The organism is Mycolicibacterium helvum, assembly GCF_010731895.1.
GTDB classification, from domain to species: Bacteria; Actinomycetota; Actinomycetes; order Mycobacteriales; family Mycobacteriaceae; genus Mycobacterium; species Mycobacterium helvum.
In genome coordinates, this window is the sequence record NZ_AP022596.1 from 764267 (window position 1) to 782640 (window position 18374).

The following is an 18374-nucleotide window of genomic DNA, read 5'->3' on the forward strand; positions in this document are numbered from 1 at the left end:
CAGAACCAAACCGCTCAACTAGTCGGACGCTCGGCTACCTGCCAGCCGGTCACGCAGACTCTTCGGTCGTATGTCGGGCCAGTTAGCTTCGATGTAGTCCAGGCATGCCGCGCGGTCAGCTTCGCCGTGTACGACCCGCCAGCCGGCTGGGACATCAGCGAACGTCGGCCACAGGCTGTGTTGCTCCTCGTCGTTGACCAAGACGACGAAACTGCCCTCGTCGTCATCGAACGGATTGGTGCTCACCGGGTCTCCCGACACTCTCGTCAATATGGGTAGAACAAGTTCCAAACCATACTTCGTGGGTATGACCCATGTCACGAAGTTCGGTGTGACTCACATCACCAGTAGCAACCTTCTGTGCAGTCAACCGCCCTAGTGACAGCGGTGGCCACCGGTTTCTCTCAGATGGCGCGGTTAGGTCTGGCACAGAGGCGTTTCGCCGCAGCGCCATCGCAGCGCCGATGTGAGGGCCGAATCTAGCTACGGTCGTTAGTGCCGCGCGCCAGCAAGCACGTGACGTCAGCGGCGATGTCCCCGACGAGCGAAATCCTCCAACCGATCGGCGGCGTCCGCGGCGCTCTTGGCGGGTTCGGTGATCCGGGTGGCGAGCGCACGCGCTCTGGTCACGTAGTCGGGGGCAAGGATGGTGCGCAGGTCCGCGACCAACGACTCCTCGGTGACGGTGGAAAACCGCCGCGCGGTGCCTACCTTCAGCCGCTTGACCGCGGCGCCATAGATCGCATGAACGAGATCCCAGAAGAGGATCAGCTGAGGCACTCCTGCGCGCATGCCGATGGGTGTGGTGCTCGAGCCCCCGTGATGGACAACCGCGCGGCAAGCCGGAAACACCGTCGCATAATTCATCAGGCCGACCACTTTGACGCGGTCGGAATGTGTGGCATCAGTGAAGTCGGTTCCGGCAGCACCGACCAGCGCCCGCTCCCCCAGCCGCGCACATGCCGCGTCGATCATCGCGATCGTGTCGGCCGGAGATTCGACCGGGATGCTGCCGAAGCCGAAGAAAATCGGCGGCGTCCCCGCAGCAATCCACGACATGACCTCGCCATCGTCGGCAGTGGGCAACTCGAGTGTCAGCGTCCCGACGAAGGGGCGCTGGGCCTCGAATCGCGCCCATTCGTCCGCGAGCCCGGGAAAGCATGCCTCGTCATACGCCTGGACTTCCAGCGACCCGTTATCGGTTATCCGCCACGGCGCCGACCGCGTCGCCTTCGGTAGGCCCAGCTCGTGACGCTGGGTGTCTTCGACTTTCTTCGTGCCGCGCCACGACATCCACCAAAACGCTCTGACGACCCCGCGGGCCAGGGGTGCCGGCAGGAAGGGAAGGACGCGGGCGTTGGGCCGCAGCGGAAAGTAATGCAGGGTGGCCAACGGAATGCCGTAGTGCTCGGCGACGTTGGAGGCGGCGTCCTCGAAATTGATACCGCTGAATATCAGGTCGGCCCCGTCGGCCAGCGACATCAGCGTCGCGCTCATGTCCTGCCAACCCTGGAACAGCGGCCCGGAGATTTCGGCCCGCGCCCTGGCCATCCGCCGGACTTTCCACGGGCTGCTGAAAAAGCACGTCCAATAATCGCGGTGCGCGTCCAGAATTGACCGCGAGTTCGGCCCGAATCCGACCGTGGCGGGCACTGCCGCCTTGCTGAAGTCGATCAGGTCGGGCGGAACCGCCATAGACACATCGTGCCCGCGGCGTACCAATTCTCGGCCGACGGCCGCGGTGGGCTCGATATCGCCGCGGCTACCCCAGGTTGCCAGCACAAACTTCATCGTGGATGCGTGATCTTCGCTGAGCTACCGCTACTGGGCGGCGCTCATGGCAAGGAATTCGCCGAGGTACCGGGGCGGTTTCAGGTTGAGCAGACGCGTGCGGTCGGCTTTGAGATCCTCGTAGGTGAGCGCGGCGACCTGATCGGGCGTGTACGGCAGAGTCGACTCCGGAATTCCCTTGCGGACGAACCCGACACCTTGGTCGCACTTGAGGACGCCGACCAACAGATCGGGGCGGGTGCTGCGGAGTTCGACGATGGCTTTCCACACGTCGCCGTTCCAGATGCCGATCTTCAGCGGCCCGGACTGCTGCGCCATGAACTCGTCCCACGACTCGGCGCGCCGGCCGGCCAACTCGAAGGGCGGGTTGCAATCGTGCAGGAAGATGACGCCGTCGTCTTTCAAATAGCGCACGGTGTTCTCGACATCGCGCACGACCTGTTCGTAGGTGTGTAGCCCGTCGATCAGCGCGACGTCGACGGGGTGTTGTTCGAGCAACGCGGTCTCGTTTTCGAAGAAGGCGTCGCTGGTCACCTCGAAATACTGCGTGACCCGCCCCTTGGCGTTGGCGAGCTCACGAGTGCGTTCGGTAAGACGGAAGGCCGGATCGACAGCGAACTTCACGTCGGCGCTGATTCGCTGAAAGGCCTGTCCGCGGGATACGCCGATCTCGAGATAGACGGGATTGGACCGCATGGCGAGCGCCTGCTGGACGGCCCTGATCCGGTTCACACCTGGCATTGCGTCCGCCAACATGACCAGACCCTGGTTGATATTCACGCGTGGTTCCTACCACAAAGATGTTGTGCAGCATGAGGGTTTCGGCCCACTGCCTGTTGCGGTAAGAATGGTCGGCTATGTCGCGTTCCTTCGAGATCGTCAGCGAATCAACCGCCAGTGTCGAGGCGATTCATGCGGCGTTCGCCCGCGGGGACTACTGGGCGGACCGGTTGGCCGGCGACACCGCATCCACCTTGGACTCGCTGATCGTCGACGCCGACGGCGCGGTGGACGTGCACATCACCCAATATCTTGGTCGACAGATGCTGCCGGGGCTGATAGCCAAAACTGTTCCCGGCGACCTGAAACTCCACTACCGCGAAACCTGGCGCGCAGCCGGTGACGGCCGGGTGCGAGGCGAGGTCAACGTGTCGGCGTCGGGTGGATTCGGATCGAGCCGCGCGGAGAATTGGCTGGCGCCGGTGGGCACTGCTTCGCAGCTGCGCACGGCGGTGAGGGTCGAGGTCAAGATCCCTTTGGTGGGCGGCCAACTCGAGAAGTCGATCGGTGCCGGTTTGGCCAAGAGCGTCCCCGCGACCTTGCACTACACCACGACGTGGATCGCCGAACACGGATAAACCACCTCTTATTGACGCGAGCGAATGTAACAATGCCTCGACCCGTAGACGCGTCCGCCCAGTTAAGTAGGTAGTGATCTTGCGCCAGGCGCACAGCGTTAGCCCTACCGATAACCAGCAGACTCAGCGCCCCGAACAGAAGACATTCCGCGCGGATATCGAGGGCTTGCGCGCTGTCGCCGTACTGGCGGTCGTCCTGTTTCACGCGGGCGTGCCGGGGATCGGCGGCGGTTATGTCGGCGTCGACGTGTTCTTCGTCATCTCCGGATTTCTGATCACCGGACTGCTCTGGCGTGAGGTGAGCGTTACCGGCACCGTGCGGCTGCGCAGCTTCTACGGCGCGCGAGCCCGCCGACTGCTGCCCGCCTCGGCCGTCGTCGGCATCGTCACCATGATCGCCTCGGCAATCCTGATGCCGCCCCTACTGGCTCGACCCTCGATCGGTGACGGCATCGCCAGCGCGCTCTATGTCAGCAATTACCAGTTCCTCGAACGGGGTATTGATTACTTCGCCAATCATGCGGCGACATCGCCCTTCCTGCATTACTGGTCGCTTGGCGTCGAGGAACAGTTCTACCTCGTGTGGGCGCCCATGTTGCTCGGCACTGCCTGGCTGCTCAGAGTGGTGCGCCGAGCACTACGACGTCCGCCAACCGTCGTCACGGCCTCCAAGCGCCCGTTCGTCGTGTTGCTGACGCTCGTCGTGATCGTGTCATTCGTACTGTCCTTTCTGGGGAGCTATATCCTGCCCGCCGCGGCGTTCTATTCGCTGCCCACCCGGGCGTGGCAGCTGAGCGTCGGCGGACTGGTTGCGTTGACCGCCGTTGGCTGGCAACGCCTTTCACCGCGGATCGTCACCACCATGAGCTGGGCCGGACTGGCCCTGATCGTGCTGGCCTGCGCGTGGTTGAGCCCCACCACCGTCTACCCCGGCGCCGCGGCCCTGCTGCCGACTTTTGGCGCAGCGATGGTCATCGCAGCCGGCTGCGCCACGCCGGCACACGGCGGTGGGTACCTGCTCGGGTTACCACCGATGCGAGCCATCGGCCGCATCTCATACTCCTGGTATCTATGGCACTGGCCCGTGCTCGTTCTCACCCCATTCGCGCTGGGCCACCCGCTCGGCCTAACCGGTCGGATCATCGCCGCGCTACTGTCCGCCCTACTGGCATGGCTGACTCTTCGTTATCTCGAGAACCCACTCCGATTCGCCGTGAAGGTCCGCAGTTCCGCGTGGCGCAGCCTTGGGCTGGGCGCGGTCGCGACCCTTGCCGCGGTGTCCGTCGGCGTTGGGCTCCTCACGTTGCTACCCGCCCCGGTCTCACACGGAGCGCCCGCAAAACCACTGGATTTCACCGAAGAATCAACGAGTGCAGGTGCCCCCCTCGCGGTCTACGATGCCGCGGTACGACGGGTCTTCACCCAGGTGCAGGCTGCCGTCGCAGCCTCGGCAGACCTCAAGTCCGTCCCGTCCAACCTGACACCACCGCTGAGTCAAACAGTCGATGAGAAAGCCACCCTGGGGTTCGACGGGTGCTTGCGCGGGCCATTCGACAACGGACAGCCTGAATGCGCCATGGGTGACACGTCGTCATCGACTACGGTCGCGCTGATCGGTGATTCCCACGCCGCGATGTGGGCTCCGGCGTTTCAACAGGTCGCAACCCAACGGCATTGGCGGCTTGAATTGCTCGCCAAAGGCGCCTGCCCGCTGTTAGATGTGCCAACCTCCAATCCGCTGAGCCGTTTGGCTGAGTTGGCCCAACACTGCGAACAGTGGCGCTCAGAGACCCTGAGCCGGCTCGAGTCTGAGCGCCCACGCCTGATCGTGCTGAGCCTGTGGCATGGCTATGGGACGACCGAATCGCTCTCGGGATACCGGGCATACGACGCCGCGTGGATCGACGGCCTTTCCCGCCTGGTAAAGCGACTGCGTGCCACCGGTACGCAGGTGCTGATGTTGGGCCCGATCCCAGATCCGCACTTTCATGTTCCAGCCTGCCTCTCGGGATTCCTCGATGACGTGCAAGCCTGCACCCCGACTCGATCGAGCGCGGTCGACGAAACGGGCATTGCAGCCGAAACCGCCGCCACCAAAGCGGGCGGCGGTCAATACGTCGACACCACCGACCTGTTCTGCACGACCGAACGCTGCCCCGTCATCGTCAGCAACACGCTTGTCTACCTTGATGCGAACCACATGTCGCCGGGATACGCCCGGGCGCTAGCCCCAGCAGCCGCGGCCTTGGCCGACCGAGCCCTCGCGCACGAGTAACGGCGAACACATCCAAAACCACCTCTCGCGGCAGCGCGCGGGTGTAACAATGCCTCGACTCAAATTGACGCATTCGCTGATTGCAGGTAGGTGACATTGGCCCACGCCGACAGTCTGAGAGCTAGCGAAGGACGGCAAAGTCGGCGCTCCGAACAGGACTACTTTCGCCCGGACATCGAGGGTTTGCGCGCAGTCGCGGTGACGGCCGTGGTGCTGTTCCACGCTGCGGTACCCGGCATCGGTGGCGGCTACGTGGGTGTCGACGTGTTCTTCGTCATCTCGGGGTTCCTGATCACCGGCCTGCTGTGGCGTGAGGTGAGCAGGACCGACACTGTGCGCCTACGCAACTTCTATGGCGCTCGGGCCCGCCGACTCCTCCCAGCGTCGGCAGCGGTCGGTGTCGTCACCGCGATCGGCGCGGCTGTCCTATTGCCCCCGCTACAGGCCAGAACGGTCCTTGTCGACGGCATCTACAGCGCGCTCTATGTCAGCAATTACCGCTTCGTCCTCCAAGGGGTCGACTACTCAGCCGCTTCCCTTCCGCCGTCTCCATTCCTGCATTACTGGTCATTGGGCGTCGAGGAGCAGTTCTACCTGGTGTGGGCGCCGTTGTTCCTCGGTACGGCGTGGCTGGTCAGGCGAAGGCACCGGGCTCGACAGGACACAAGCTCCCGCGGAAATCCCTCGCGCAGGGCGTATTTGGCCGTCCTGACGCTGGTTGCGACGATTTCTCTCGCACTGTCGCTGGCTATCTCGTACTGGGCACCATTTGTGGCATTCTTTTCACTGCCCACCCGAGCCTGGCAGCTAGCCACCGGCGGGCTGGTCGCTCTGACCGCCGGCCAATGGCGCCGCATGTCACCACGCGTCGCCGCGATCACCGGATGGGCGGGGCTGGCGGTCATTCTGGTCGCCTGCGTCTGGTTGACCGCGGCCACCCTCTATCCCGGTGTCGCCGCACTGTTGCCCACTCTGGGCGCGGCACTCGTGATCGGCGCCGGTTGCGCGACCCCGCAGCGCGGGTGCGGTCGCCTACTGGTCCTGCCACCGATGCGCAGCATCGGTCGGATCTCCTACTCGTGGTATCTGTGGCACTGGCCGGTGCTGATATTCGCGCCAATACTCCTGGGCCACTCGTTGGGGCTGGGGGCCAGGCTCAGCGCGGCGCTACTGTCGGCAGGGCTGGCAGTTCTAACGCTGCGATTCATCGAGAACCCACTGCGTTTCGCCCCTACGATCCGCGACTCTGCGGGGCGGAGCCTGTGTTTAGGCGCGATCGCAACTGTTATCGCAGTGTGCGCGGGAGTAGCACTGCTGCGCGTGGTGTCCGTACCGGTCGGGCTCGGCGCACCGGTTGCGCCACTGAACTTCAGCCAATTACCAAGGCCGCAAGCCAACTGGAACGTCGCCGATTACGATGCCGCGGTGCGCCAGGGTTTCGCCGAGGTGCAAGCCGCAGTTGTTGCCTCGGCCGACCTCAAGGTCGTCCCATCCAACCTGGAACCTCCGCTCGCGGACGCGGCAGCCGAACTTGGCGACCTGTACGTCAGCGGCTGTTTGCTTGCCGGTTGGCAGGCCAACCCACACGAATGCGCCGCGGGCGACACCTCGTCACCGACGACGGTGGCCGTTGTCGGCGACTCACACGCCGCCATGTGGAATCAGGCCTTCCGTAAAGTTGCCGACCAGCGGGGCTGGCGACTGGAGATGCTGGTCAAAGCGGGTTGCCCTTTGTTGGATTTGCCCATCCGAAGCCCGCAGTTGCATCGGGAGTACACCGAATGTGAGCAGTGGCGCCCTCAGGTCCTCGACCGGCTGAGGGCCGAGCACCCACGTTTGGTGGTCGTGAACATGTCGCGCCAATACGGCGTTGACTCCGGATACGCTTCCGGTATCGCCTCATACGGTCCGGCGTGGATCGACAGCCTGACAGCTCTGGTGCGGCAGCTGCGCGACACCGGCGCCGAGGTGCTGGTGCTCGGGCCGGTGCCCGATCCCCAGTCAGCGCCCACCTGCCTATCCGCCCACCTCGATGACGCAACGGCGTGCTCGCCCGCAAGAGCGACCGCCGTCAACCAGTCTGGTATCGCCGCCGAGGCGGCGGCGACCAAAGCCGGCGGCGGACAATACGCCGATCTCACCGATCTCTTCTGCACCGTTGACCGTTGCCCGGTCATTGTTGGCAACACCTTGGTCTACGTCGAAAAACACTTGACCATCGAATACGTTCGGCTGTTGACGCCTGTCATGGGCGCTTTGATGGACCGGGCGATCGCCGTGGGCCGGTAGAGAGCGAATCCACCTCTTATGGCCGCATCCAGGTGTAAGAATGCCTCGACTCAATTGACGCATCAGACTATTACGCAGGTAGGTGACATTGCCCCACGCCGACAGCCTTAGCGCCACCGAAGGACGGCAAAGTCGGCGCTCCGAACAGGACTACTTTCGCCCGGACATCGAGGGTTTGCGCGCAGTCGCGGTGACGGCCGTGGTGCTGTTCCACGCTGCGGTACCCGGCATCGGTGGCGGCTACGTGGGTGTCGACGTGTTCTTCGTCATCTCGGGGTTCCTGATCACCGGCCTGCTGTGGCGTGAGGTGAGTGGGACCGGCTCGGTCCGGCTTCGCAAGTTCTACGGAGCCCGCGCCCGCCGGCTGCTGCCCGCGTCGGCCACAGTCGGCATCATCACGATGGTCGCCTCGATCCTGCTGTTGCCGCCGCTTCGGGTCCCAACGGTTCTCTACGACGGCATCGCCAGCGCGCTCTACGTCGGCAACTACTGGTTCATCATCGACAACATCAACTATTTCTCCGACACCCTGTCGCCGTCGCCGTTCCTGCATTACTGGTCTTTGGGAGTCGAGGAGCAGTTCTACCTGGTGTGGGCGCCGCTCATCCTCGGCACCGCATGGGTCATCCGGCGGTTTCGAAGGAACAGAGCACGAGCCATCGCGTCGTCGCGACGCCCGTATCTCGTGGTCCTCGGACTGGTCACCGTCCTGTCTTTCGCGATGTCGCTGGTGATCACTTACGTCGTACCCGCGATGGCGTTCTTTTCACTGGCCACGCGCGCCTGGCAGTTGGCCATCGGCGGACTGGTAGCGCTGACCGCCCTTCACTGGCAGCGTCTCTCACCCCGGACGGCGGCGATCGCCGGCTGGGCCGGTCTCGGCATGATCGTGCTCGCCTGCGTGTGGTTCACCTCGGCCACACCGTTTCCGGGTACGGCGGCACTGTTGCCGACCCTCGGCGCGGTGCTGGTGATCGGCGCCGGTTGCGCCATCCCGTCGCAGGGCTGCGGGCAGTTCCTGGGCACCTCGCCAATGCGTTTCATCGGCCGCATCTCCTACTCGTGGTACCTGTGGCACTGGCCGGTGCTGGTACTCGCACCTGCCCTGCTCGATCACGAGTTGGGTCTGGCCGAACGGATCATCGCCGCCCTGCTCGCCGCGGGGCTGGCCTGGCTGACCCTGCGCTATCTCGAGAACCCGCTGCGCTTCGCCCCGAAGATCCGCGACTTCCCTTGGCGCAGCATCGGTCTGGGCGCGGCGGCCACCGCAATCGCGGTCGTTGTCGGCCTCGGGCTGTTGAAGGTCGTGCCCACCCCGGTCGGTCCCGGCGCACCGGCCAAGGCCGTGGCCTTCACCGCCACGCCGGCGCTGGCGGCGGGTTCCGATACCCGCGCCTACGACGCCGCCGTCGTGCAGACCGTCGCTCAGGTGCAGACTGCGCTTGCGGCTGCTCTCGACGTCAAGGCCGTCCCGTCGAATCTGAATCCGCCGCTCGACAACTTGTCTGGCGAGCAGCGCAACATCACCTACAACGGCTGTCTGCGCACACCGTATGAAAGCGGACAGCCCGACTGCGTGATGGGTGATACGACATCGCCAACTACCGTGGCCCTGATCGGCGACTCACATGCCGCGATGTGGATGCCGGCCTTCCAAGAGCTCGCCACTCAACGGCGTTGGCGGCTGCAACTAATGGCCAAGGAGGCCTGCCCGATCATGGACGTGGCGGTCGGCACGGCCTTCCGCCGCCTGATCGAATCCTTTCAATTCTGCGAACAATGGCGCGCCGAGGTCATGGCCCGGCTGAAGGCCCAACCGCCCCGACTGGTCGTGGTGAGCGTGTTTCGCGGGTATGGGTTCGACGAGGAAATGACCGGCTTCAAGGCGTACAACCCCGCCTGGATCGAGAGCCTGACGCGACTCGTGCGACAGCTCCGCGACACCGGCACACAGGTGCTGGTGCTGGGCCCGATCGCAAGCCCGCACTCAAACGTGCCGATCTGCCTGTCCGGCCATCTCGATGACGCGACGGCCTGCGCGCCGTCCCGGTCGACCGCGGTGAATCAATCCGGCATCACCGCCGAAGCTGCCGCGACCGCGGCCGGCGGCGGTCAATACGCCGATCTGAGCGACCTGTTCTGCACCACAGAACGCTGCCCCGTCATCGTCGGCAATACGTTGATCTATATGGACGTGAGCCACTTGTCCACGCCCTATTCCCGGCAATTGGCACCGGCCATGGGGGCGTTGACCGACCGCGCGCTCGCTCGCGGCCAGTAATCAGGAGGCTTTATCTTGTCAAGATCAGTGCTCATAACCGGCGGGGCGGGATTCATCGGATCCACTCTCGCGCGCCGTCTCGTCGAGGCGGGCTACGACGTGGCCGTGATGGACATCCTCCACCCGCAGGTGCACGCCGCGGGCGCAGCAATCGACCTGCCGACCTCGGTGCGGTTGTTCACCGGCGATGTCACTCACGCACCCGACTGCGATGCCGTGCTGCGCCTGTTCAAGCCAGCCCAGATCGTGCATCTGGCAGCGGAAACCGGTACCGCACAGTCGCTTTCGGAGGCTAACCGCCACGGTTCGGTCAACGTCGTGGGAACGACGCAACTGCTCGATGCGCTGAGCCGCTGCGGGCATGTGCCCGACCAGCTGGTGTTGGCGTCGTCGCGGGCCGTTTATGGCGAAGGCGCCTGGCAATCCGGCACCGACATCTTCTACCCGCACCCGCGCAGCCATGCTCAGCTCGCCGCGGGCATCTGGGACCCGCAAGGCCCCACCGGCGATCCCGCCATTCCGCTTGCGAGCAGCGCAGAACGTACCAGTCCCCGGCCCACCAACATCTATGCCGCGACCAAGCTCGCCCAGGAACACATCCTGGCGGCATGGGCGACAGCGCATGACACCAAGCTCAGCGTGCTGCGTCTGCAAAATGTCTACGGACCGGGCCAGTCGTTGACGAACTCCTACACCGGCATCGTCGCGCTGTTCGCCAGGCTGTCCCGGGAGAAGCAGGCCTTGGAGGTCTACGAGGACGGCAGGATCGTGCGCGATTTCGTCTACATCGACGATGTGGTCGAGGGGCTCTTCGCAGCTATCGAAAGTCCCGCGGCGCCGTCGCGCTACATCGATATCGGGTCGGGTGTCGCGACCACCATCCATGAGCTCGCGCAACAACTCGCAGCGATCTGCGGCGCTCCCGAACCGGTGGTCGTCGGAAAATTCCGCGACGGTGACGTTCGCGCGGCGCGGTGTGACATCGAGTCGGCTACCAACGAACTCGGCTGGCGTCCGAAGTGGTCTCTCGAAGAAGGCATGCGCGCACTCCTCGACTGGATCGGCAAATAACCGAGCGCCCGCTCAACCCCCGCTCAACCTCCGAAGAGATAGGTCATCGTCTTGAGTTCCTCGGTTGCGACCAAGTCGTCGCTACTCGACCCGAAGCCACGCCGCTCACGCTATGGTCAATATTCGTGATCGAGCTTGACGGAGTAGCAAAGACATTCGACGGGAACGTCCTGGCGCTGCAGGACATCAGCTTTTCCGTCGCCACAGGGTCGATCTGCGCTTTGCTCGGTCATAACGGCGCCGGGAAGACCACCACGATCAACATTCTCTCGACGTTGATGCGGCCGACCTATGGCAACGCAATCGTGGCCGGGTACGACGTCGTCCGAGATCCTGGCAAAGTCCGTGCATCCATTGGAATGACCGGGCAACACGCCGCGCTGGACTGGCAGCTCACTGGCCGGGAGAACCTGATCATGTTCGGCCGGCTGCACGGTATGCGCCGCAAAGACGCGCGTGCGAGAGCCGACGCGTTGATAGAGCAGTTTGATTTGGCGCATGCTGCCGACCGGACGGTAGTCACCTATTCAGGTGGCATGCGACGACGCGTCGATATCGCCGCCGCCCTGGTGGTCAAGCCCGAGGTGCTCTTTCTCGACGAGCCAACGACCGGATTGGATCCGCGCAGTCGCCGGACGGTTTGGGATCTGGTGTCGTCCTTGGCAGCCGACGGAGTGACGGTATTGCTCACGACTCAGTATCTCGAAGAAGCCGACAGGCTCAGCGATTCCATAGTCGTCATCGATCACGGCCGGGTGATCGCAAGCGGCACTGCCGAAGATCTCAAGAGTCGGGTCGGATTCAGCTACTGCACAGTGAGTCCCGTCGATCCCGCCGATCTGGCCAAGATCATGGCCGCAGTCGCCGACCTCAGGGGCGCCGAGGCCGACGAGGAAGCCAACACCGTTTCGGTGCTGGCAACCAGCGGTGTCTCGACACTCAGTGAGGTATTTCGCCGCGTCGACCAGCTCGATATCGAGCTGGCTGATATCTCACTGCGCAAACCCTCCCTTGACGAGGTGTTTCTACATCTCACGAATAGTGTCACCGCGTGACCGCAGTTGCTGTTCTTACCGAACGCATCGTTCGAAACACGCTACGCAGCGATTTGCCGTTCGCAGTTTTGGCGCCCACCGGCAACTTTGTCATCTTCAACCTTGCACTGCGCAATGTGATTGATACCGGCGGAATTGCCTACTCCCAGTACCTACTTCCGGTCATCATCGTCCAAGTCACGTTGCTGGGTGCACTGACAACCGTCGACCGTGCCGGCCGAGACAATCAGTCCGAGCTCGGGGTTCGGCTCCGCACCTTGCCGTTCTCCGCATTGGCTCCGCTGACTGCCCGCATGTTGTACTGCCTCATCCGCGGAGTCATCGGCCTCCTCGCCTCAATCGCCGTCGGATATGCGTTCGGCTTCCGAATGCTGGGCGGACTCGGCTGCGGGCTTGCCTTCTGTGCCCTAGTCCTGACATTGACCCTTGCGCTATCGCTCGCTGCAGACGCAGCGGGCGTGTGGATCTCAGGGTCCCCGGTCGCCAGGGATGGCGGATCGAGTCAACTTCTCCTGGTGCCTCAACTGCTTCTCGTCATGCTGTCCACCGGAATGGCGCCGGTCGACTCGTTTCCCGACTGGTTGCACGGGTTCGTGCAATATCAGCCGGTTTCGCAAGTGACCGAAAGCCTGCGTGGGATCGCCGCCGGCCAAGTCGATCTCGGCAATCTGACGACCACCTTGGCCTGGTGTCTAGGGCTGCTGCTGGTGTTCGGGGTGATTGCAGTACGGATGCAAAGGCGGACGCAATGATCGCGCACCAACCGCTGCGAGGCTCACTAGTCAACGAGAGTCTGGTATTCGCGGGCCAGCTGCTCACCCACTGGCGCCGCGCGCCGCTGATCCCGATCCAATCAGTGCTGTTCCCAGCGTTTTTGCTGATCACCTACTATCTGCTGGTCGGAAAGTCGGTCTTGAGAATGACGGGCACCGACAGTCTCTATGGTTTGGTGCCGACATGCGCCATCGCCGGTGCCTTTTCCGGGGCACTCGCGGCGGGGCTGACCCTCCCCCTCGAACGCGATAACGGACTGCTGAGCCAGTTTTGGGCGTTACCGGTACACCGCGCCAGCGCTCTGACCGGCAGGCTGATCGCCGAGGCTGCCCGCACACTGGTGAGCACTGTTGTCATCACCGCGGTCGGCGTCGGGCTCGGCCTTCGATTCCACGGCAACGTGCTCAATTTCCTCCTGTTCTTGCTGGTGCCCGTTTTGGTGGTCATCGCCTTTTCGATGGCCGTGATCGCAATCGCGGTGCGCGCCAAGGACGGGACCATGCTGATCTGGTTGGGGCTGCCGGCGATCACCGCCGTGTTCGCCAGCTCTGGCTCTCCGCCCGTTGAATCGTTGCCTTCGTGGATGTGGCCACTTCTTCGGCTGCAGCCGATGGAGCCGATCGTCGAGTCCATGCGGACGCTAGCCCAGGGCAGTTTCCCAGTCGTGCCTCTCCTGCAGGGCCTGCTCTGGACGGTGGTAGCAGTTGCGGTGGTCGGGCCGCTAGCTGTCCGCGGCTACCGCGCCGCGGCCGAGTCGGGAGGCGCTCGCGGTTGACACAGGCCGAAAGCGTTAGTGCTTCCGAGGAACAGCAGAGCCAACATTCGGTGCGGTCGCGATTCCGCCCGGACATCGAGGGCTTGCGCGCCGTCGCGGTGACAGCCGTGGTGCTCTTCCACGCCGGTGTTCCGGGTGTCAATGGCGGGTTCATCGGCGTGGATGTGTTCTTTGTGATCTCGGGCTTCCTGATCACCGGACTGCTCTGGCGTGAAGCGAATTCCACCGGCACCGTGCGGCTGCGCAGCTTCTACGGGGCGCGAGCCCGCCGACTGTTGCCGGCGTCGGCTGTAGTGGGCATATTCATCCTGATTTCCTCCGCCGTGGCGCTGCCCGTTCTGCAGGCCCGAAGCGTCATTTGGGATGGCATCGCCAGCGCTCTCTATGTGAGCAACTACCGGTTCATCGAGGAGGGCGTCAACTACCTGGCCGTCGCACAGCCACCGTCGCCGTTCCAGCATTACTGGTCGTTGGGTGTCGAGGAGCAGTTTTATCTGGTGTGGCCAGCTTTGATCCTCGGCATGGCTTGGCTGATCCGTCGTGGGCGCCGACGCACCAAGAACGAGGCCACCGCTTCCCAGCGCCCCTATCTGGTGGTATTGGCGATCGTCGCGGTCACCTCATTCGCGCTGTCGCTGGCCATCACATATATAGCTGCCCCCGTAGCGTTCTTTTCACTGCCCACCCGGGCCTGGCAGCTGGCCGCCGGCGGACTCATCGCGCTCACCGATGAACACTGGCGACGGCTGCCGCCTTGGGCCGCCGCAATCACTGGCTGGGCCGGACTGGTGGCGATCCTCCTGGCTTGTGTCGAGCTGAGTTCGACCACCCTGTATCCGGGTGTCGCCGCGTTGCTGCCCACGCTGGGCGCGTTGTTGGTAATCGGCGCCGGCTGCGCCGCACCCACACAGGGCTGCGGCCGCTTGCTGGGATTGCCGCCGATGCGAGCCATCGGCCGGATCTCGTACTCGTTGTACCTATGGCACTGGCCGATTCTGCTGTTCGCGCTGTGGTCATTGGCGCCTGCACTCGGCCATACGCTGTTGTTCGGGCTGGCCGGGGTGTTGGTCTCTGTCGGGCTCGCAGCGCTCACATTTCGGTTCATCGAGAACCCTCTGCGATTCGCTCCTAAGATCCGCAACTCTCCCCGGCGCAGTCTCCTTCTCGGCGGTGGGGCGACTGCGGCCGCAGTCTGTGTAGGTGTGGTCCTGCTCGTATTGTCGCCGCTCCCAGTCGCCCGCGGCCCTGCAACGAAGCCGGTCACTCTCACTTCTTCAGCTCCTCCCGCCGGTGCGGGCATGGCCGCCTATGACGCGGCAGTGCAGGAAGTGTTCGCGGAGGTTCAGGCCGCGGTCTCAGCGTCGGCCAACCTACGAGCCGTGCCATCCAACGTGGACCCGCCACTTGCCGACGCAACGCCCAAAGACGCACTGGGCGCACCCAGCGGCTGCCTGCGTGGATTTTTCGAAGTCGGTCAGCCCGAGTGCGCGGTAGGTGATACAGCATCGCCTACCAGGGTGGCCGTACTAGGCGACTCGAATGCTGCAATGTGGACTCCCGCATTCCAGCAAGTTGCCGATCAACGCCGCTGGCGGCTCGAGATCATGGCGAAAGCCGACTGCCCGTTCCTAGACCTGAAGATCAACAACCCCGCAGTTGGCCGTGAATACACCGAGTGCAAGCAGTGGCGCGGCCAGATAATCGATCGCTTGAAGGCGGAGCACACGGAATTGGTCGTGTTGGCCATGACACGGCTCTACGGCCCTAAACACGGCTGGGACTCGGGTTTCACCGCTTTCGACCAGGCGTGGCTCGATGGCCTAACCAGCATGGTGCAGCAGTTGCGCAGCATCGGCGCCGAGGTACTGGTGCTGGGCCCTATCCCAGATCCACGGTCAGTGGTGCCCGACTGCCTGTCGCGTCACCTCGAGGACGCGACAGCGTGTTCGCCGGCCAGGTCGGCAGCAGTGAACGACTCCGGCATCGCGGCAGAGTCGGCCGCAACCAACGCCGCCGGGGGACAGTACGCGGACCTGACGCCTCTGTTTTGCACCAGCGATCGCTGCCCGGTCATCGTCGGCAACACGTTGGTCTACGTCGACTTGTTCCACGTGACGCGCCAATACTCGCGGTTGTTGGCACCGGCGATGGCAGCACTGGCGCAGCGCGCACTCGCACTCAACTGATCAAGACGTCTGTCGTCACGGTACTTGGCCAGGGCACCACGAACGCGCGAGACCTTCGATAGCATCTGCCGCAGCCGCAGCCCCTTCGGCGGGCTTCTGCATCCTGAGGGCGACCTCGCGGGCCCGGTCGCGATACTCCGGGGTGAGGATCCGCCGTAGGTCTGCCACCAAAGTCTTATGGGAAAGACGCGAAAAGCGCCGACTGATACCAACTCTCAGTCGTGCGATCATCGCGCCCCGCATCCGCCGATCGGGCGCGGACCAGAGCACCAGATGGGGAATACCGGCCCGAAGAGCCGCCGCCATCGTGCCCGCACCGCCGTGGTGAACCACCGCGCGGCACGCCGGAAAGCTCGCGGCGTAGTTCATCGTCTCTACCACCTTGACGTGGTCTGCATGGGGGTCCGTGCTGAATCCGCTTGAGCCAGCACACACCAGGGCACGCTCACCCAACTGCGCGCACGTCTGGCTGATCATGGCGATCGTATCGGCAGGTGACTTCAACGCCATACTGCCAAAGGCGAAACAGATCGGTGGTGTACCCGCGGCGATCCACGACGCGACCTCGTCATCGGCTTCGGTGGACATCTCCAGTGTCAGGGTTCCGACAAAGGGCCGTTGGTGCTTCCACCTCGCCCATTCGGTTGCCAGGCCGGGGAAGCAGACTTCGTCATAAGCCTGGAGTTCCAACGTTCCGCGTTCGGTGATCCGTCTCGTGGCGGCACGGGAATCCTTCGGCAGCCCCAATTCACGGCGCTGCCTTTTCTCGGCGTTCCCGGCCACCCGCGACGTGATCCACCAAAAGGCAGTCATTGTCACCCGACTCAACGGCGCCGGTAGGAACCACAGAAAGTTCCCGTTCGGCCGCAGCGGAATGTAGTGCAGTGTGGCCATTGGGATGGCGTAGTACTCGGCGACATTGTCGGCAAGGTCCTCGAAGACCTGGCCGTGGAACAGCAAGTCCGCCCCTTCGGTCACCGACATCAGCACCTGGCCGAGTTCCGAGCGGCATCGTTCTTGGAATTCCCAGTCATCCTGGTACATCTTTCGCAGACTCTTGAGCTGCCACGGGCGGTGGGCGGATTCCCCGGATTGGTTCGCGCCCGCGTTCTTTGCCAGCGCCGTCTGCGAATCCGGCCCGTATGCGACGGCCGTGAACCCGGCCGATTCGACGAAGCCGATCTGGTCAGGCGGGACCGCGACCAGCACATCGTGTCCTCGACGCACCAGTTCGCACCCGACCGCCAGCGATGGCTCCACATCGCCTCGAGTTCCATACGCTGCCAACACAATTTTCATCGAGGCGTCTCCGGCTCAGGCTGCATCGGTTGAGATACCGGGGATCGCCCTCCTCCCGACACGTCGCCCGAGGGTCGCCCCCTCTTTTCGAAACGACGCTTGAGAGAAATCGCCGGCTTCTCGACGACGAACCAACTGAACGTGGCCAGTGGCACGGTAACGATGGTTGCGACCAATGCAAAGACGACGGGATTCAGAACGGCAAGCCCACAGATGACCAGCAATTGCTGTACCGGCCACGCATAGACGTAGACACCGTAGGACAGATCCGTCCGGAGGCGAAATCGTTTGTCCTGGATGAGCGCACCCGTGACGATGACGGCGTAGGCCAGTGGAATTGCGGCGAGCACCCGGTAATTGGGCAAGAAGCTCGCCGCCAGAACAATGACCGCACTGAGCGTTACGAGTGACCACCGCGCTGGAAGCACATTTCGGACCTGATAGATGAGGGCGCCGGCCCAGAACATGACAGCGAAGCGGGCAACGATCGCCTGCACGAAAAGCACGGCAGTGGCCGGGTCCATGCTCTGCTGCGTCTCCGCCAGGTTCGCGAACACACTCCATGCCGGCAGTCGGGCAGACCACAACAGCGCCAACGCCAACAACGCCGGAATGAACCACTTCCGGCGTAGCAACCCGACCACACCGAAGACGGCGACGGCGACGTAGCACAACACTTCCCAGATCAGGGTCCACAGTGAACCGTTCCAGACTCCCGGCACCGGAATACCGCTTGGGGTACCACCGATGCCTTGCTGAGTCAGCATCACTCCGAGATTTGCGATCACGTACTCAAACGGCGCACGCGACAGCAGCAACTTGGTGGCTGAGCCGCCCTGGACGGCCACCCCGATCGGAGCGATGACAAACGCTGTGACGATCAGGCAGAACCACAAACCGGGCAGGATGCGTAGAGCTCGAGCGACGAAGTAGTCACGGACCCGCGGCCGCCTGAACCAGCTCCATGTGATGAGGAACCCTGAGATGGCGAAGAACCCGTCGACCCATACGTCTCGGAGAAGCTGATGAGCCGGCGCGAACGACAGCTCGCGTCCGGTGATCGCCCACGAGTGGTACACAATGACGCCCGTGGCCATCGCCAATCGGCATGCATTGAGTGCGTTGCGCCGCGGATCGAATAACCTTCCGATGCTCTTGCCGCCGGCGACCACGGGACTGCTCGCGGCCGCGGATGTGGGGTCTGCGGTCATCTGAACCGC

14 protein-coding genes are annotated in these 18374 nt (G+C 63.8%); 9 read left to right on the forward strand and 5 right to left on the reverse strand.

Features of this window, described 5'->3' with window-relative positions; translation table 11 throughout:
- Positions 1 to 18: 18 nt before the first annotated feature.
- From G6N38_RS03395 to G6N38_RS03405, 3 genes are all read right to left on the reverse strand, one after another.
- Complete coding sequence (locus G6N38_RS03395; RefSeq protein WP_163746254.1) at positions 19 to 246, reverse strand: MbtH family protein; 228 nt, start codon at positions 244 to 246, stop codon at positions 19 to 21.
- Between the two features lie 276 nt (positions 247 to 522).
- The gene (locus G6N38_RS03400; protein ID WP_163746255.1) at positions 523 to 1791 is read right to left on the reverse strand and encodes a glycosyltransferase; all 1269 of its coding nucleotides are present in this window, start codon (positions 1789 to 1791) and stop codon (positions 523 to 525) included.
- A gap of 30 nt (positions 1792 to 1821) precedes the next feature.
- Positions 1822 to 2547, reverse strand: coding sequence for a class I SAM-dependent methyltransferase (locus G6N38_RS03405; RefSeq protein WP_163751768.1), 726 nt, complete (start codon positions 2545 to 2547; stop codon positions 1822 to 1824).
- Positions 2548 to 2648: 101 nt separating this feature from the next.
- Between G6N38_RS03405 and G6N38_RS03410 the strand changes: the two genes are divergently transcribed.
- From G6N38_RS03410 to G6N38_RS03445, 9 genes are all read left to right on the forward strand, one after another.
- A complete protein-coding gene (locus G6N38_RS03410; protein ID WP_163746256.1) occupies positions 2649 to 3149 on the forward strand; it encodes a DUF2505 domain-containing protein in 501 nt (166 codons plus the stop codon).
- A 79-nt stretch (positions 3150 to 3228) separates the two neighbouring features.
- Positions 3229 to 5424, forward strand: a complete 2196-nt coding sequence (locus G6N38_RS03415) for an acyltransferase family protein (protein ID WP_246227653.1) — start codon at positions 3229 to 3231, stop codon at positions 5422 to 5424.
- Between the two features lie 114 nt (positions 5425 to 5538).
- Positions 5539 to 7713, forward strand: coding sequence for an acyltransferase family protein (locus G6N38_RS03420; RefSeq protein ID WP_246227941.1), 2175 nt, complete (start codon positions 5539 to 5541; stop codon positions 7711 to 7713).
- Between the two features lie 82 nt (positions 7714 to 7795).
- Positions 7796 to 9994 (forward strand): acyltransferase family protein, encoded by a 2199-nt coding sequence (locus tag G6N38_RS03425; protein ID WP_163746257.1) that lies wholly within the window; start codon positions 7796 to 7798, stop codon positions 9992 to 9994.
- Between the two features lie 27 nt (positions 9995 to 10021).
- A complete protein-coding gene (locus G6N38_RS03430; RefSeq protein ID WP_163746258.1) occupies positions 10022 to 11065 on the forward strand; it encodes an NAD-dependent epimerase/dehydratase family protein in 1044 nt (347 codons plus the stop codon).
- A 125-nt stretch (positions 11066 to 11190) separates the two neighbouring features.
- Entirely contained in the window at positions 11191 to 12120 is a 930-nt protein-coding gene (locus G6N38_RS03435; protein ID WP_163746259.1) for an efflux ABC transporter ATPase subunit, DrrA-related, read from the forward strand.
- Positions 12117 to 12872, forward strand: a complete 756-nt coding sequence (locus G6N38_RS30180; protein WP_170314144.1) for an ABC transporter permease — start codon at positions 12117 to 12119, stop codon at positions 12870 to 12872. The genes G6N38_RS03435 and G6N38_RS30180 overlap by 4 nt, the downstream gene beginning before the upstream one ends.
- Positions 12869 to 13669 carry an ABC transporter permease gene (locus G6N38_RS30185; protein ID WP_170314145.1) on the forward strand — a complete coding sequence of 267 codons (801 nt, stop codon included), beginning with the start codon at positions 12869 to 12871 and terminating at the stop codon, positions 13667 to 13669. Before G6N38_RS30180 ends, G6N38_RS30185 begins: the two co-directional genes overlap by 4 nt.
- Complete coding sequence (locus G6N38_RS03445; RefSeq protein WP_163746260.1) at positions 13666 to 15855, forward strand: acyltransferase family protein; 2190 nt, start codon at positions 13666 to 13668, stop codon at positions 15853 to 15855. Before G6N38_RS30185 ends, G6N38_RS03445 begins: the two co-directional genes overlap by 4 nt.
- 15 nt (positions 15856 to 15870) lie before the next feature.
- Here the strand turns inward: G6N38_RS03445 and G6N38_RS03450 are convergent, their stop codons facing one another.
- Both G6N38_RS03450 and G6N38_RS03455 read right to left on the reverse strand, forming a co-directional pair.
- On the reverse strand, positions 15871 to 17154 hold the full coding sequence (locus G6N38_RS03450; RefSeq protein WP_163746261.1) for a glycosyltransferase: 1284 nt from the start codon (positions 17152 to 17154) through the stop codon (positions 15871 to 15873).
- On the reverse strand, positions 17151 to 18365 hold the full coding sequence (locus tag G6N38_RS03455; RefSeq protein ID WP_163746262.1) for an acyltransferase family protein: 1215 nt from the start codon (positions 18363 to 18365) through the stop codon (positions 17151 to 17153). The genes G6N38_RS03450 and G6N38_RS03455 overlap by 4 nt, the downstream gene beginning before the upstream one ends.
- Positions 18366 to 18374 lie beyond the last annotated feature (9 nt).

Excerpts from the sequence above, each read along its gene's own strand:
- G6N38_RS03455 (WP_163746262.1), bottom strand. The coding sequence starts at position 18,365 with ATGACCGCAGACCCCACATCCGCGGCCGCGAGCAGTCCCGTGGTCGCC.
- G6N38_RS30185 (WP_170314145.1), top strand. The coding sequence starts at position 12,869 with ATGATCGCGCACCAACCGCTGCGAGGCTCACTAGTCAACGAGAGTCTG.
- G6N38_RS03405 (WP_163751768.1), bottom strand. The coding sequence starts at position 2,547 with ATGTTGGCGGACGCAATGCCAGGTGTGAACCGGATCAGGGCCGTCCAG.
- G6N38_RS03410 (WP_163746256.1), top strand. The coding sequence starts at position 2,649 with ATGTCGCGTTCCTTCGAGATCGTCAGCGAATCAACCGCCAGTGTCGAG.
- G6N38_RS03450 (WP_163746261.1), bottom strand. The coding sequence starts at position 17,154 with ATGAAAATTGTGTTGGCAGCGTATGGAACTCGAGGCGATGTGGAGCCA.
- G6N38_RS03400 (WP_163746255.1), bottom strand. The coding sequence starts at position 1,791 with ATGAAGTTTGTGCTGGCAACCTGGGGTAGCCGCGGCGATATCGAGCCC.